Annotated in this window: 14 protein-coding genes; 10 read left to right on the top strand and 4 right to left on the bottom strand. The window is 44.2% G+C overall.

What is annotated here, in order from left to right; genetic code table 11:
- Positions 1 to 150 precede the first annotated feature (150 nt).
- From QMG91_RS21305 to QMG91_RS21320, 4 genes are all read left to right on the top strand, one after another.
- On the top strand, positions 151 to 1,143 hold the full coding sequence (locus tag QMG91_RS21305; RefSeq protein WP_281832030.1) for an ABC transporter substrate-binding protein: 993 nt from the start codon (positions 151 to 153) through the stop codon (positions 1,141 to 1,143).
- A gap of 97 nt (positions 1,144 to 1,240) precedes the next feature.
- Positions 1,241 to 2,140 carry an ABC transporter permease gene (locus QMG91_RS21310; RefSeq protein WP_004400296.1) on the top strand — a complete coding sequence of 300 codons (900 nt, stop codon included), beginning with the start codon at positions 1,241 to 1,243 and terminating at the stop codon, positions 2,138 to 2,140.
- The gene (locus QMG91_RS21315; protein ID WP_281832032.1) at positions 2,133 to 3,356 is read left to right on the top strand and encodes a quaternary amine ABC transporter ATP-binding protein; all 1,224 of its coding nucleotides are present in this window, start codon (positions 2,133 to 2,135) and stop codon (positions 3,354 to 3,356) included. The genes QMG91_RS21310 and QMG91_RS21315 overlap by 8 nt, the downstream gene beginning before the upstream one ends.
- Before the next feature lie 252 nt (positions 3,357 to 3,608).
- Complete coding sequence (locus QMG91_RS21320; RefSeq protein ID WP_004400286.1) at positions 3,609 to 4,490, top strand: sensor domain-containing diguanylate cyclase; 882 nt, start codon at positions 3,609 to 3,611, stop codon at positions 4,488 to 4,490.
- Here QMG91_RS21320 and QMG91_RS21325 read toward each other — a convergent pair.
- Entirely contained in the window at positions 4,485 to 5,114 is a 630-nt protein-coding gene (locus QMG91_RS21325) for a class I SAM-dependent methyltransferase (protein ID WP_281832034.1), read from the bottom strand. The two genes, QMG91_RS21320 and QMG91_RS21325, sit on opposite strands and share 6 nt — an antisense overlap.
- 31 nt (positions 5,115 to 5,145) lie before the next feature.
- Here QMG91_RS21325 and QMG91_RS21330 point away from each other — a divergent pair, with 31 nt between their 5' ends.
- The 3 genes from QMG91_RS21330 (at position 5,146) to QMG91_RS21340 (ending at position 7,766) form a co-directional block, all read left to right on the top strand.
- Positions 5,146 to 5,961, top strand: coding sequence for a TauD/TfdA dioxygenase family protein (locus tag QMG91_RS21330; RefSeq protein ID WP_281832036.1), 816 nt, complete (start codon positions 5,146 to 5,148; stop codon positions 5,959 to 5,961).
- Positions 5,962 to 6,073: 112 nt separating this feature from the next.
- Positions 6,074 to 6,709, top strand: coding sequence for a LysE family translocator (locus QMG91_RS21335; RefSeq protein WP_022598739.1), 636 nt, complete (start codon positions 6,074 to 6,076; stop codon positions 6,707 to 6,709).
- A gap of 175 nt (positions 6,710 to 6,884) precedes the next feature.
- Positions 6,885 to 7,766 carry a dienelactone hydrolase family protein gene (locus QMG91_RS21340; protein ID WP_281832038.1) on the top strand — a complete coding sequence of 294 codons (882 nt, stop codon included), beginning with the start codon at positions 6,885 to 6,887 and terminating at the stop codon, positions 7,764 to 7,766.
- A 60-nt stretch (positions 7,767 to 7,826) separates the two neighbouring features.
- On the opposite strand, the gene QMG91_RS21345 is transcribed toward QMG91_RS21340, so the two are convergent.
- Positions 7,827 to 8,276 carry a DUF6795 domain-containing protein gene (locus QMG91_RS21345; protein WP_281832040.1) on the bottom strand — a complete coding sequence of 150 codons (450 nt, stop codon included), beginning with the start codon at positions 8,274 to 8,276 and terminating at the stop codon, positions 7,827 to 7,829.
- Positions 8,277 to 8,483: 207 nt separating this feature from the next.
- On the opposite strand from QMG91_RS21345, the gene QMG91_RS21350 reads away from it, so the two are divergent.
- Complete coding sequence (locus tag QMG91_RS21350) at positions 8,484 to 8,939, top strand: GNAT family N-acetyltransferase (RefSeq protein WP_281832041.1); 456 nt, start codon at positions 8,484 to 8,486, stop codon at positions 8,937 to 8,939.
- 159 nt (positions 8,940 to 9,098) lie between these two features.
- Here QMG91_RS21350 and QMG91_RS21355 read toward each other — a convergent pair whose 3' ends face one another.
- Positions 9,099 to 11,765: a hypothetical protein gene (locus QMG91_RS21355; RefSeq protein WP_281870346.1), complete on the bottom strand. Its 2,667-nt coding sequence runs from the start codon at positions 11,763 to 11,765 to the stop codon at positions 9,099 to 9,101.
- Between the two features lie 1,230 nt (positions 11,766 to 12,995).
- On the opposite strand from QMG91_RS21355, the gene QMG91_RS21360 reads away from it, so the two are divergent.
- On the top strand, positions 12,996 to 13,604 hold the full coding sequence (locus QMG91_RS21360) for a hypothetical protein (protein WP_281832045.1): 609 nt from the start codon (positions 12,996 to 12,998) through the stop codon (positions 13,602 to 13,604).
- Between the two features lie 70 nt (positions 13,605 to 13,674).
- On the opposite strand, the gene kduI is transcribed toward QMG91_RS21360, so the two are convergent.
- Positions 13,675 to 14,511 carry a 5-dehydro-4-deoxy-D-glucuronate isomerase gene (gene kduI, locus QMG91_RS21365; RefSeq protein WP_022589240.1) on the bottom strand — a complete coding sequence of 279 codons (837 nt, stop codon included), beginning with the start codon at positions 14,509 to 14,511 and terminating at the stop codon, positions 13,675 to 13,677.
- A 237-nt stretch (positions 14,512 to 14,748) separates the two neighbouring features.
- On the opposite strand from kduI, the gene QMG91_RS21370 reads away from it, so the two are divergent.
- A complete protein-coding gene (locus QMG91_RS21370) occupies positions 14,749 to 16,377 on the top strand; it encodes a SulP family inorganic anion transporter (protein WP_281832047.1) in 1,629 nt (542 codons plus the stop codon).
- The last annotated feature ends 18 nt before the right edge of the window (positions 16,378 to 16,395 follow it).

Consider the following 16,395-nt stretch of genomic DNA (forward strand, 5'->3'; position numbering starts at 1 on the left):
ATGGGAGTGAAGATCGACTCAACAAGATGCCAGACATCACTGGGTTTTACGATCATCTGTTGCACAATCAAATGGTGTATTACGTGTTGATATGCTTAGTGCTCTAAATAAATTTATTTTGAGTGAATTAATAAAGAGGAAGGAAGCTCGATGAAATTGAAACTGACCGCGTTGGCATTATTGGCATTAGGCGGTACATCAACCGTAAGCGCTGAAGAGTGTGGCGAAGTATCTATTGCTGACATGAACTGGAACTCAGCAAGTCTTATCGCCAATATTGACCGCTTTATTCTGGAGCACGGTTTTGGATGTGATGCCGAGCTCGTTCCTGGCGATACCATGCCAACAGGAACCTCAATGATTGAAAAAGGGCAGCCAGATGTGGCTCCAGAGCTTTGGAGTAACAGCCTGAAAGCAGCACTGGATAAAGGTGTTGAAGAAGGACGATTGCGTTATGCAGGCAAAGCCCTAGTTAATGGTGGTGAAGAAGGCTTTTGGGTGCCGTCTTACTTAGTCAAAAAGTACCCCGAAATGGCAACCATTGAAGGGGTGAAAAAGCACGCTAAGTTGTTTGAACATCCAGAAGATCCAGATTCATCTGCATTTTATAGCTGCCCGGCTGGTTGGAACTGTCAGATTTCGGCAGGTAACCTTTTCAACGCACTTGATCTAGAGAAGTCTGGATTCAGCGTTGTGGACCCAGGTTCAGGCGCCGGTCTATCTGGCTCTATTGCTAAGGCTTATGAGCGTGAACAGGCATGGTTCGGTTACTACTGGGCGCCAACAGCGATTCTGGGTAAGTATGAAATGGTCAAAGTTGACTTTGGCAGTGGCGTAATTACTGATGAGTTTGTGAATTGTACTACTCAAGAAGAGTGTGCAGATCCAAAACCTACCATGTACCCGCCTTCGCCAGTACATACAGTAACAACTGAAGAATTCGCCTCTCGCGTTCCTGCGGCATACGACTACTTCACTAAGCGTGGGTTCACCAATGCTGACATGAACAAACTGCTGGCGTGGATGGAAGACAACCAGGCTGACAGCGAAGAAGCCATGGCGCACTTCCTAAGTGAGTATCCGCAAATCTGGCATCAGTGGGTATCTAAAGACGTCATCAGCAAGGTAGAAAAAGCGCTTTAATAGCGCAGAGTTGGTCTGGCAAATTGCCAAGACCGTACAAAGTAGTACACCGGGGCAGTGAGAGGGTCTTATTGCCCCGGTTGGTAAAGGATTGATTATGTCTGACAGTAGCTGGTTAACCAGTTTCCCCGAAATGGATCGCGCCGATCTGAGAACCATTCGAAAAACATTGGATGGCGCGTATAAAGATTTCTCTCGTGAATATGGGGATTTAATCGAATCCATATTCGACCCGCTCCTCACCTTTCTCGTCTGGTTTGAAAAGCTCCTTATCTCAACACCTTGGTTTATTGTTCTCGCGGTGTGTACGGGCTTAGTTTACCTTGCCAGTCGTTCATGGAAGCTGACTCTGGGGTGCTTTGTCTCCCTGTTATTGATCGGTTACTTCGGCATGTGGGAAAACACCATGCGAACCCTGAGTATCATTACGGTTTGTACGCTGCTTTCCATTGTTATTGGCATTCCCATAGGTATTGCCATGGCGCGTTCAAACCGTGTTCAGTCGGTGGTGACGCCATTGCTCGATATTATGCAGACGATGCCTGCGTTTGTTTACCTGATACCAGTAGTGATGCTATTGGGTATCGGCAAAATACCGGGGCTGATTGCTGTAGTGATTTATGCGATTCCGCCTGTTATTCGACTGACCAACCTGGGTATACGATTGGTAGACCGAGAGGTACTTGAAGCCGCTACGGCGTTTGGTGCCAGTAAAAAGCAAAGGTTGTGGGGCGTTCAGCTGCCGCTGGCGATGCCAACAATAATGGCAGGTATTAACCAAACCATCATGATGGCACTTTCCATGGTGGTTATCGCATCTATGATCGGTGTGAAAGGGTTAGGTCAACCAGTTCTGAAATCCATCACCAATCAATATTTCACATTGGGCTTGTTAAATGGTTTTGCCATTGTGGCACTGGCGATTCTGTTTGATCGCGCTTCTCAAGCTTACGCAAAGCGTACTCAGGCTCATTTAGGAGGGCTTAAACATGACTAAGCCACTCATTGAAATCAGCCAGCTTTCCAAAGTATTCGGTACGAAACCCATGTCGGTTATCGAACGAGTAGAAAATGGTGACTCAAAAGAGTCCATTCTGGCAGACACCGGACACACCGTTGGACTTCGAGATATCAACCTTCAGATCAACAAAGGCGAAATATTCGTCATCATGGGGTTGTCCGGTTCAGGTAAGTCTACACTCATTCGCCATTTCAACCGGTTGATTGACCCGACTAAAGGCAAAATCATTGTCGAAGGTATTGACGTAATGAGCCTGGATACCAAAGGGTTGGAAGATTTTCGTCGTCATAAAATGTCCATGGTATTCCAGCGTTTCGGTTTGTTGCCTCACAGAACCGTACTTGAAAACGTGGCATATGGCTTGGAAGTTCAGGGTATCGACAAAAAACAACGCGTTGCCAAATCGATGGAGTGGCTAGAAACCGTGGGCTTGAAAGGGTATGAAAACCAATATCCGTCGCAGCTTTCAGGTGGTCAGCAACAACGTGTTGGTCTTGCTCGTGCCTTGTGTACGGATGCAGAAATTCTATTGATGGATGAAGCCTTCTCGGCGCTCGACCCGTTGATTCGTAGTGAAATGCAGGACCAGCTTATCGAGCTGCAGGAAAAGCTGCATAAAACCATCGTCTTTATCACCCATGATCTCGATGAGGCGCTGAGGCTGGGGGATCGCATTGCGATTCTGAAAGATGGACAGCTAGTACAGGTTGGTGCGCCAGAAGAAATTCTTCTTCAACCCGCAGACGAGTATGTCGAAGCCTTTGTTAAAGATGTAAATCGAGCGCGTGCACTAACGGTAGAAACCGTCATGCAGCCGCCAGCTTATCGCGTATCGGCGAAAACCATTGAAGAAGCATTGGTACAGATGAAGCAGCTTAAGAATGAGTACGCTTACCATGTCACTGAAGAGGGTTATCAGGGCGTACTCACCAAAGAAGGGTTGCAAGATGCCGCGGCGATGAAAGACCGCACGGTAATTTGCGATGAGTTATACGAAGAAGTGCCTGCGGTATCTCCGGATGCGGTACTGGAAGAAGTTCTGCCAGACACCATGTGCTGCGATTACTCTCTGCCAGTAGTCGATGAGGAAGGTAACCTGAAAGGGGAACTGGAGCGTAGCGCTGTCGCTGACATTTTCTCTGAATCTCCAGAAGAGGAGACTGCTGACCGAAAGTTGGCAAAGGTGGGGTAGAAGCACACACCTGACAAGTCTAAAACCGGTGATGAATCACCGGTTTTTTTATGTTGGCGGAATGCTCTCTCGCTATGGTATAAGCGGTTTCGACGTTCCACATCTTCTCCGTTTCTTTAAATCCACTCATTCTTGTTCTACTTCGCATATTCGCGCTATTCGAATACAAATGAAATGAAGAAGTACTGAAATCCGGTCTATATTTATATTGATAAGTTTATTATGGAAAGCTTATTTATATGTGAGGTGTCGATGTATTCAAACATATATAAAACCGCCTTAAACACAATGCCAGATGGTGTTTTGATTACAGATAGTAATCGCGGAGTGATTTACTCCAATGCTCGCTTTGCACAGATGTGGGGAATCCCAAGTAAATTAATCGATTCCAAAGATGATGACCGAATGCTCCAGTTTGTTCTGGGAAAGCTCGAAGAGCCGGAGGTGTTCCTAAGAGAAGTCAACCGGCTCTATAACTCAGACGAAGATTCTCAGGATCTCCTTAAGTTTAACGACGGGAGAACCTTTATGCGTCGTAGCGCCCCGTATGAAGACAAGCGAGTGGGGAAAGGAAGAATCTGGATTTTTTCAGACGTGAGTAAGCTACTGGAGCTGGATCAGATCGCTTATGTCGATTCATTAACCGGGCTGAACAACCGGAGAATGCTCGACGAAATGAGCCAGACACTGTTTGAAAAGTATCAGGAGTCCAAAGCTACTTCCTGTATCGTCTTGTTCGATCTCGATGGGTTTAAATACATCAACGATACCTATGGTCACCAGATGGGTGACAAGTTGCTTCACCTGCTGGCTAAAGCGATAGAAAAGACCCTTCGATCCGATGATATTGCTTTTCGCCATGGTGGGGATGAATTCTGTCTGGTGCTTAAAGACACAAGAACAGAAAGTGTCGATGGTGTGATGTCCCGCTTATACGAGACCTTCAACTCGATACAGAAAGAAACGCTAAATCTTCCTGAAGCCATTAGCTTTTCAGGTGGTTGCGTCTGTTTCATTAGCGAAGACAGTTCCCCAAGGGATGCACTCGCTCGTGCCGATGTGCTTCTGTATCAAGCCAAAAAGAAAGGGAAAGGGCAGATCATATACGGTTCATGTGTTCGCGCGGCATCATGATGGTTTCATGATGATGGTGAAATCTTCTTCCATATAGTCGCGGATGATTTCTACGTCGTCCGTCAAATTGCGACATATCGAAAGAACCTCTTTCGGGTCATACGCTTGCAGCAATTTGTCTTCTCTGAAATAGTCACTGTCCAGTAAATTAAAACCAAATGCTTCTCGGCTGGCATAAAAGCCTGCACGTATGACAGTGGGAAGATAATTCTTATTATTGCTGCGGTAATTCAATGAACCTGAAGCGATGGTGATGTCGTGAACAGGCAAGCGCATTTGCGCGAAGTTACCGTGTAGAAACCGCATAGAATCATCGGCGTTTAGTTTCGCCTGTTTGATAAAACTCTTGTGAAAGTCGATACCTGTGTAATGCTTGATGGGTTGTTTGACTCTAAGAAAGTGGACCAGATCGCCATAGCCACACCCAAGATCTAGGATGGACTTGTCGCGTAGGTTGAGTGACTTCTCAAACACTGAAAATCTGGCAAACTGCGTTTGTTCGCTGCTCCAGCCAAGAATACGGGCGGGATCTTCTGTCCACTTTTTTTCACGGTCAGAGTGGTAAAAATAAACATTTAATCGCTCAAGAAAATTCACAGATATCCGGTCTATTGGATTTAACACTCCATAATTCTAACAGGAAATACGTATCAGCATGATCGAGATTGAACCACTCACACCTCACATAGGCGCTCGCATTCACGGGCTTTCCCTGGCGCATTGTACCGATTCAGACTTTGAAGCCTTATATCAGGCATTTCTGGCTCATCAGGTGGTATTCATAGAAAAACAGACTCTCACGCCGGAGCAGCACCTTTTCCTTGCAAGTCGTTTTGGAGAGCTTGAACCGATTCATCCATTCTTTCCTAACGTGCCTTCTCATCCACAGGTGTGTGTGATTGAAACCACTCGCGGCAACGCGCCACTGGAAAGTTTGTGGCATACGGATCTCACGTGGCGTAGTAATCCTTCCAAATGTTCGCTTTTGCATGCCCAGCATTTGCCACTTGTTGGAGGTGACACCATGTGGTGTTCTATGACTACTGTGTTTGAATCTCTCAGCAGTGATATGCAGGATTCACTCAGAGCACTGACAGCAACCCATTCTCTGGTTGCATTTGAAGACATCAATCCCGATCTTGTTGAGCTGGACTGGCATAAAGAGGTCGTGAAAACATCTCAGGACAACCCTCCGGTTATACATAATGTGGTGCAGCATCACCCCGAAACCGGAATAGAAACTCTCTACATCAACGAGCAATTCACGCGAAAATTTAATGAACTTGAACCAGATAGGAGTCAGACACTTCTTAATGAACTCTTCGCCATTGCTAGGCAGCCTGAATTTCAGGTGCGTTATAAATGGGCGGAGAATGCTATGGCGATTTGGGATAACCGAGTCACCCAGCATTATGCTGTGATTGATTATGGTGATGCACCAAGAAAACTCCATCGTGTCACGGTTACCTGATGGCATTTTCAGCACTTAACGCTATTTGAGTGTAATTAGCTGAATCATAGTATGGATATTATTGGTCAGGTTGATATAAAATTCCGCGCCTGTTCCCGTTCCAAATCTCAACATGATCGATTTATCCATACTTCCTGTCTATCTGACAGCGGTACTCGCTTTACTTCTGATTCCCGGTCCCGACATGCTACTCATTGCCAGTTCAAGCATGAGCTATGGGCGAAAAGTGGGATTGTTCGCCAGCCTGGGCAATGCCACGTCTGGAGTGATCTTGACCATTCTGGCTGCGATTGGTGTATCAGCTCTCATCGCCATGAGCCCCATTGCCCTGACGATTTTGAATGTTGTTGGTGGTGTGTATCTATTAAAAATGGGGGCAGATTGTTTTACCTCCTCTGCTGCACTGACCCCAGAGACATCGAATCAGAATCAACTTGCCAGCGCTTATTACCAGCGAGCGCTATTAAGCAACCTGCTAAATCCTAAAGCGCTGATGTTCTTTGTGCTTTTCCTGCCTCAGTTTGTTTCAGGCAACATTGCGGCGAGTTCGGGCGAGCAAATGATGGCTCTGGGCTTACTGCTCAATATACTCGGATTAACGTTTAATTTACTGCTGGTGGCACTGGCGGGCACCTTGGGCAAACCACTTTTAGAGAGCGAAAAGTTCAGGCACTACCAGCACAAAGTCATGGGTGGAGTCTTCGTTATTCTAGGTGTGTGGATGCTTGGGCAAATCGATTTTCTATAAGCATCAGAGTGCATTTTTCTTTCTTCAGTAATGCACTCATTTCCTAACTTCTGCGTAAAGAATTGTAAATAACCATCGTCGCCTGCAAGGGTGGCTATAGTAATGAGGTCATGTGAATAAGCTGTCTTATACAGTGATAAACAACGACCCCACACGCAGAGTAAAAGGAGTGACTATGTCTGATAGACCAATACCGCAGGAAGCGTTTGACTGGTACGACGAATACGCCCATGGATTAATTGATCGCCGAGAATTTATGTCTCGTCTTGGTGGATTAGTTGCACTCGGTTTTACCATGACGGCACTGACGTCCGCTTTAATTCCTAACTACGCACTTGCCGAGCAAGTTTCGTTCAACGATCCCGATATCAAAGCAACATATGTGACCTTCGCATCGCCTCAAGGACATGGGGAGGGCAGGGGGTACATGGTGAAACCTGCCAACAAATCAGGTCCATTGCCCGTTGTTCTGGTTATTCACGAAAACCGAGGGCTTAACCCGTACATAAAGGATGTCGCGAGAAGGTTGGCGAAAGTTGGTTTTATTGCGTTCGCGCCAGATGCATTACATCCATTAGGGGGATACCCCGGTAATGATGATGAAGGACGTGCGATGCAGAAATCGCTAGAGCGCGGCAAAATCGAAGAAGACTTCATTGCTGCGGCGAAGTTCCTGAAAAGCTACAAGAACAGTTCAGGGAAGCTGGGCGCCGTCGGGTTCTGTTTTGGCGGCTACGTCGTCAATATGCTGGCTGCAACACTAGGCGATAGTCTTGAAGCAGGAGTGCCTTTCTACGGGACACCAGCCGCGAAGGACATTCGTCAAAACATCAGGGCTAAGCTGTTGCTGCAGTTTGCTGAAAATGACAAACGGGTTAACGCTACCTGGCCAGAATACGAAGACGATCTAAAGCGGATAGATGCGACCTATCAGGCACACATCTACAAAGAAACTCAGCATGGATTCCACAACGATTCCACGGGAAGGTATTCGAAAGAGGAAGCCGAGCTCGCATGGAATCGAACTATAGAGTTTTTTAAATCTGAGCTAATCTAGCTACCTGATGGAAAAAGCGAGTATTGGTAATAAATAGCTTTTTGTTACCAATACTACACTTTAATATTTGCCAGATTCTATGCTTCCAATTAAGTCACAAATGCTGTGGACTTCGTAATCACCGTTGCCGCTGGAGTCTCTGGAGAAGACAAAATACTTGAGCTCCGATTCGATCTCGCAGGTCAGGTGCGACATGTTGTCGAGCATAAAAGGTTTAAAATCATAGCCAGCGGTAACAGTGCGCCATATTTTTACACTGTTTCCCCGATGTTCAGCCTCAATTGATACGCTGACAAGTTGCTCATCAAAAATACTGGGGCTAAGAAGTTTGTCTTCAGATAACTCATGAAAATGGAATCTTCCCTCATCATCTGTTCGTGTAGAGTGAGTGCGGATCTTTTTCATGGCACCAACCGTAAGCTCAGTTTCAACGCCTGAGATTGGATTACCTTCTAACAATAAGACTCCTTTTACTTCAGGTGTTAGTTTGTATGTTGTTTTGTTGAGCAAGTCATTTTCCTTGGTTACTACTTGCGTGCTAAACAGGACGAAAGTAAACGTAATGAAAAGTTTTATCATAGAGTCATTTCAAAAGTGTATTAGTCTACATATATGAATCTGATTTTGTATTTAGAGTGATATTTTTTCGGTCTGCCTCTAGTATGTATGCCACTGTAAAAGAAAGAAGTTTAATACATTGCCTGGAAGCGTACTCTCATGATCAAATTCACCCGAATAGCCTTGACCTCCATTCCGATTGAACTTCTTCTTGAAGCCGACCCCGATACCAGTGCAATAGAGCAGTACCTGCATCAGGCTCACTGTTTTGCGGTGACTGAAAACGACTCGGTGCTGGCTGCTTGCGCATGTAAACCAACTAGCGAACCAGAATGTGAACTAATGAACATCGCGGTTTGGCCATCGCAACAAGGTAGAAAGCTGGGAAGCCAGTTACTGAATTTCACTATCGAGGAATTGAAAAAGGAAGGTTTTAAGAAGGTGAGTTTAGGAACCGGAACATTTGGGCATCAACTGACGTTTTACCAACGTGCTGGTTTTCGGGTGATCCGAGTTGAGCGCGATTATTTTCTTGAGCATTACCCGGAACCTATTTTCGAGAATGGTATTCAACACAAAGACAGGCTGTGGCTGGAGCTTGATCTTACAAGTTAATGTCAAAGATTTGCTGTTACCAACAATATATCTAGGCAGAGACAACAAACTATAAAATCGGCAATGTTGAAACCGTAGGAAACACAAAAGCCAGCAGTTATCCTGCTGGCTTAAAAGGTTGTGAGATCAGTTTATTTACTCACGTAGCATATTCTCGCTTTAGTCATTGTAGGAAACACAAGATGCGTAATTTTTTAGACCAGTAGAATGAGACTTGGTAATGTTGTTGACTAAATCTACAGAGTAAAACCTGCTGCCTTTAGCGGGATGGTTAGTCCAATACTCGTAGTAAGCTGGCCAACCAAAGTTTGCCGTAAGATCTCCCAGTGAGTAAACCAGGCTGTACAACTCGTATCTTGTTGGTCTTTTCCAATTAGTGCGCCCCAAGAATTTTAGTGTTCCAAGTTCTTCGCAGTATCGATCTAATTGCCCATAGCGACCAAAGTCAGCGCTTTCTGGGTTATCTTGCCAGCCCCAACCATCGTATCTAAAGCGAGCAAATTCCCCATCTATACGAGTTTCCCGATAAGTAGCGCCATAAGAACGACCGTAGTTGTATCGTGAGTCATCTAACTTGTAACCTAGTTTATCCATCACCTCAAGACTTGGTGTTGCTGTAAACAACTTATTAACCGCTTCACCGGAATAACCTTCTATGACTTTAAGGCAGTATCCACCAGCATTGTACATATCCGTATCATTGATTTGTCCTCCACATGGTAGAAGACCCGTAGTGACGGTAATAGTAATGGCGTTGCTCGTTAAGCCATCAATGGTAAACGATACAGTAGTGGTTCCTCTTGCATGTCCGGTTAGTTCTCCAGACTCATTTACGCTGGCAACGTAACTATCACTAACATGCCATACCAAAGGTTTGCCAATCAGAGACGAACTTGAACCGTCTCCATGAATGCCTCTAGGGCTTAATTGAATCGAGTGGCTTTCGGGAACCGTGTCCATATCAGAGCTTAGGGACAAATTGTATAACGTAGTTTTATCGTCATACGCATAAATGGATTCTTCAGAAGTGTCTGATTCAGTCTCAGTAGTCACTTGCTCGCTAGTGGTTTGCTCTGAATTGTTTGATTCAGAGGTGCTGTCAGTACTGGTTGTATCAGTGGATTCGGTAGTAGCTTGCTCAGTGTTATCTGCTGTTTCTGATTGAGTCGAAGTCTGTTCTGTATTCTCAATACTTGATTTAGTCTCAGTAGTCACTTGCTCGCTGGTGGTTTGCTCCGAACTGGTTGATTCAGAGGTGCTATCAGCAACGTTAGTGTCAGCGGATTCGGTAGCAGTTTGCGCAGTGTTATCCGTGGTTTCTGATTGAATTGAGATTTGTTCTGTATTCTCAACGCTTGATTGAGTCTCAGCAGTCACTTTCTTGCTGGTAGTTTGCTCCGAACTGGTTGATTCAGAGGTGGTATCAGCAACGTTAGTGTCAGCGGATTCGGTAGTAGCTTGCTCGGTACTATCTATAGCTTCCGATTGAGTCGAAGTTTGATCTGTATTCTCAATGCTTGCTTGAGTTTCAGTAGTCACTTGCTCGCTGGTGTTTTGCTCCGAACTAGTTGATTCAGAGGTGTTATCAGCAACGTTAGTGTCAGCAGATTCGGTAGCAGTTTGCACAGTGTTATCTGTAGCTTCTGCGTGAGCCGAAGTTTGTTCTGTATTCTCAAGGCTTGATTGAACCTCAGCGGTCACCAGCTCGCCAGTGGTTTGCTCTGAACTGGTTGATTCAGAAGTACTGTCAGTACTAGTTGTCTCAGCGGGTTCGGTAATAGTTTGCTCAGTATTGTCTTTAGCTTCCGATTGAGTTGAAGTTTGTTCTGCATTCTCAGTGTTTGCTTGAGTCTCAGTAGTCACTTCCTCACTGGTGGCTTGCTTTGAACTGGTTGATTCAGCAGTGGTGTCAGTACTGGTCGTCTCAGTGGGTTCGGAAGTAGTTTGCTCGGTACTATCTGTAGCTTCCGATTGAGTCGAAGTTTGTTCTGAATTCTCAATGTTTACTTGAGTCTCAGTAGCTACCTGCTCGCTTGTGGTTTGCTCCGAACTGGTTGATTCAGAAGTGCTGTCAGTACTGTTCGTCTCAGTGGGTTCGGAAGTAACTCGCTCAGTATTGTCTTTTGCTTCCGATTGACTCGAAGTTTGTTCTGTATTCTCAATGCTTGCTTGAGTCTCAGTAGTCACCTGAACGTTAGTAACTTGCTCTGAATTGTGTGATTCAGAGGCACTGTCAGTAATGGTTGTCTCAGTGGGTTCGGAAGTAGCTTGCTCAGTATTGTCTTTTGCTTCCGATTGACTCGAAGTTTGTTCTGTATTCTCAACGCTTGATTGAGTCTCAGCAGTCACTTGCTCGCTGGTGGCCTGCTCTGAACTGGTAGTTTCCGAGGAAGTATTTTTGCTAGTCGATTCAGTGGATTCGGCTTCAACTTGCTCTTTATTTTCGGTAGTTTCGGATTGGGTAGAGGAGTTATTTGCATCGTTTGTGTCATTACTGGTTTCAGCATGGGGGGGACTTATATCGGGTGCATCAATATCAATGCTGGATTCGGACTCGCTTTCAGCGGAGTCATCTGCGGTATTGTCGGTTTTATGGACACTTATGGTGGTGTTGGGAGAATGATCTATTTCGGGTTCTTCTACTTCATTGTTTGACTCAGTTTCGCTTTCATCAGAAGTACCAGAACTGGGGACCTTTTGGTGTGGTTTCGATTCATGCTTGTTGGTGTTAGATGTTTCGTTACCGTCAACGGATGTTGCATTTTCTTCTGGTTGAACGGTTTTGATTTCCTGAGATTGTGATGAATTATTATTCTGATCTGACACAATAGTGCCATTTGAAGACACTGTTTTTGTTTCTGACTCTGCGTCACAGCCAACTAATATAATGATTACAAGTGGTATGAATAACTTAAGTGCGCCCATAAGAACTCCTCGTAAATCTACTGTTGACTTTTATATATGCGTAATAAGTAACTAAATATTCGATGTTATCGAATAAGAAGCCAGTCAACTTTGAAATACATAATCTATAGGTGAAAAAATAATTTAAATATAAACGTTTGTTTGAAATGTTATTAACTGAAGTAAATTCTTTTCTCAAATCTCTCCTTAAAAATTTGGTGTAAGAAAGTGTGATTTTTTGTAATTATTCATATTTTGTAAAATGCTATCACTTGGATTATAAATATGTCAAAAGTGCACCTATATAACATGCCGTTTAGTATTTATTAAAAACCTTATAAAATAAGTGGTTAGATATTTTTCTGATTAAGGGGCTTGAATGTGTTTTTTGTTATTAGTTGTTTAATAACAATGAGTTGTAAAATATTTTTGATTTATTTTATTTTGTTAAAAATAAAGGCTATATCGTTGTTTCTGTAATATAAGTGAAATAATTAAATTAAGAAATATATTGAAATTGCGTTTTAATTATGATTCTCTGATTTCTATTGCTAAGTTTTTTAGCTTATTTTATTTTGTTATGAGCTTTTTGTGTAACTGTTTAATCTATATTTAAATGTATTTGTTACAGGCTTTTATTCTATAAAATTTTTAGATTAACTTTTATATTTACTCTTGTCTATCCATTAATTTTTGTACTGGCTTCAATATCTAGTTTAGAAGATTCATTTGTTTTGATTGTTCTTTAATCGTGGTTTCCATGTGCCTACAAGGTAGCTTTTTCACAGTAATGCTCAGTTGTGTAATGCACCTAAAATATACGGTCTAACATTATTGCTATTACAACGAAGCATAGTTTGTTAAGCGTTGAAACATTAGAATTTAATATATTACAGCGACTCTTAATACCCTGAGAGATAACCCGTAACAGACAAGCCTTTCTCACTCAGTAAGGTTGGCGACTAAGCCAGAATGGAGTTGTCTTAGTCAGAAATGTGGATTTGTTCACAATGGTTGTTCTTTGCGATAGAGGTGTTTAAGCAGCACGGAATAGTTGTGCTAGTATGGTATTTCCATAGTTATAGTGTGGACAAAGGTGTTGTAAGTTGTTGGCTAATGTCCTCCTGAACGATCGGTTTACTGGGTGACAATATGTGTAACTTAAACAAGGATGTTGTCGGTAGTGATAATGAAATAGTCGTTAGGACGAATAAACTAAAAGACAAAAGGCAACGAGGCATTGTAACGAGGTCATATCGTTATCGGGGTAGTAGCCTTCCTCTTTTGTATAAAATCATTGCTATCTATGCTGTATTACTGTTGGTTCTGGTCTCTGTGGGCAGGCACTTTGTGTCAGAGAGAGGGCTTGAGATTCAGGATTCGCTACCAATAATGGACTTAAAAGTCTCCTTGGTAGAAAAAATGGTGACCAATCGTGCGCGCCTTCAATTAATGAGAAATAAACTTGTAGAAGCAGAATGGCGTGCTCACAACCGACGGTATCAAGTCCTATTAGATCAAATAAATGAAAAAATTGATTTCTACGATATGAGTATTGATGAAATTAAGCAGGTCAACACATTAGGCTCGTTTTCAAATGAAGAAATGAAGGTTCGTCGAGCTGCCTTATACGAGTCACTTCGCTCTGAGTTGGAATATGAGAGTACTCTTGATAAATACCAGTTATTGGTACTCGAACTTATGTTGAGTGCCGATAAGCTAAATAACGATAAACACATCGCACCCCCAGGGAATAATTGAAGCTACAGTGTTGATAGCTCTGCCTGACCTTTACGGGGGGATTGGGTCAGGCAGAAAATAAGACCTTAGCTTATCTTAGGTCTTCGACAGGAATGTGATCCATGTCGGTAAAGGTTTGGTTTTCGCCAACCATACCCCAGATAAAGGTGTACGCCTGAGTACCTACACCAGAGTGAATCGACCAGCTTGGTGAGATCACTGCCTGCTCATTGTGAATCAGCAAGTGACGAGTCTCCTGAGGTTCACCCATAAAGTGGAATACGGCTGCGTCTTTATCCATGTTGAAGTAGAAATACACTTCCATTCTGCGATCGTGTGTGTGGCACGGCATGGTGTTCCAAAGGCTGCCATCTTCCAGCTTGGTCAGCCCCATCAGTAGCTGACACGTTGGCAATACATCAGGAACAATGTATTTGTAAATAGTACGTTTGTTGCTTGTTGCTACGTCACCTAAAGTGACCGGAGCGGCTTCTTCCAGTGTAATTTTCTTATTCGGGTAATGCGTGTGTGCAGGGGCACAGTTGTAGTAAAACTTAGCTGGGTTTGCTGAGTCGACGCTAGAGAACGTCACCTCTTTTGCACCCTGCCCAATGTACAGCGCTTCCTGATGATTGATGCTGTATTCTTCGCCATCAACCACGATTACACCATCGCCACCTACGTTGATTAAGCCAAGTTCTCTTCGTTGCAGAAAGTAATCTACGCCGATTTTAGCGCCCAGTTCAGGGTCTAGTTCTACTGTGGTTTCAACTGGCTGCACACCACCAAAAATGATTCGGTCAATATGGCTGTATGTTAACGTCAGTTGGTCGGCAACAAAGATGTTCTCTACCAGAAACTCATCTCTAAGTGCTTCTGTTCCTAGCGTTTTCGCATGCTCGCTGTGAATAGCTTGGCGTACTTCCATTGTTTGTTCTCTCTTATGACTAAAGGCAGGGACGTTACCCTTGATGAGCTTCACTCTATCACTGAGATGATTATTGATAAATTTTTGAAATGCTGTTTTATAATCCCTGTCACATAATTTCAATTTAACCATAAAAATAAATGAAACGGCTTTTTAAAAATGTTGTTGGTGCGTTTTTTATTCGTATAATGGCGTCAAATCAGTCAGTAAGTGGTTGAGTGAATCGGAGCGTCTTCAATGAAAAAACAGCGCCTAGCAGCTAAGAGCTTTTTCTCTTTTATCTCCTGGGGGAAAAGCATCAGTGCGTCGACTTTAAAAGCCGATCTACTGGCAGGGCTAACGGGTGCCATCATTGTTCTTCCACAAGGTGTGGCGTACGCCATGATTGCTGGTCTGCCACCTGAATACGGTTTGTACACGGCAATCATCCCGGCTGTGGTTGCCGCGCTATTCGGTTCATCTCATCATTTAATTTCGGGTCCCACTGCTGCTTTATCAGTTATCGTTTTTACAACGGTCAGTCAGTTTGCAGCGCCAGGCAGCGATCTCTATATACAACTCGCGATTTCTCTCACCTTGTTTGCAGGCATTGTTCAGCTGGTATTAGGGCTTCTTCGGTTTGGGGCGGTGGTTAACTTTGTGTCTCATTCCGTGGTACTGGGCTTTACTGCGGGTGCTGCGATCGTTATTAGCGCCAGCCAGATCAAGCATATGCTGGGTTTGAACTACCCATCCGGTGCAACCGCTGTAGACAACCTTGTATTAGGTTGGCAACACCTGAATGACTTTCATATCGCACCACTCTTGATTGGTGTAGTGACCATTTTGACTTGTATCGTGATCAAAGACCTTTCGCCGCGATTGCCTTATATGCTGATCGCCATGATGGTTTCAATGGCACTGGCTTTCAGCATGAATGGTGCTGGGTTTGATATTTCATTAGTGGGTGAAGTCTCTGGCGGTCTACCTCCATTTTCTGTTCCTGATGTTTCAGCCTTTCCCTATGATTCTATGATCAGTGGGGTTGTTGCCGTGGCTCTACTCGGGTTGGTCGAAGCCATCTCCATAGCCCGTTCAGTCGCCTTAAAATCCAAGCAGAACATCGACAGCAATAAAGAGTTTATCGGGCAGGGGTTATCAAACATCGCGGGTTCGTTTTTCTCCTGTTACGTGTCCTCCGGCTCTTTCACCCGCAGTGGTGTGAACTATGCGAGCGGAGCCAAGACCCCGTTAGCAGCAGTTTTTGCCGCCATTTTTCTTGCGGTCATCATGTTGTTTTTCGCTAAATATGCCGCGTACATCCCTATTGCTGGAATGGCGGGCATCCTGCTGGTTGTCGCGTTTAACCTGATCGATGTACCTCATATTCTCGATGTGATTCGACACGACAGAAAAGAAGCCATCGTGCTGGCTTCGACCTGCATTGCGGCACTGACTTTGCACTTAGAACTTTCGATTTATGTGGGTGTGGCTATTTCCCTGTTTTTTTATTTGCGCCGTACGTCTAGGCCGGTAGTGGATCATCTGGATTGCGAAGAACTGGCGATGGACAAAAGGCTTAACGGGAAAGTTCAGGTGGTTCGGATCAACGGTTCAATCTTCTTTGGCAGTGTTCAGCATCTGCACAGCGAGCTACAAAGTATCGACACACCTAACATCATCATTTTAGGGCGTGGCATCAACTTTATTGATCATCTGGGGGTGCGCATGCTTGCGGAGTTCTCCCAGTCTTCTGGTAAACAAGTGTTCTTTTGTCGCTTCAAAAACACGCCACGAGAGAGCTTGCTCAAAGGGGACAAGACGTTCTCAGAGCGCCAGTTCTACCCCAGTTTAACGCGGCTGATGTCAGACATGGCATCAACCTAGTCTTCCATAGACCAGAGT

It is taken from the genome of Vibrio nigripulchritudo (genome assembly GCF_027924785.1).
GTDB classification, from domain to species: Bacteria; Pseudomonadota; Gammaproteobacteria; order Enterobacterales; family Vibrionaceae; genus Vibrio; species Vibrio nigripulchritudo.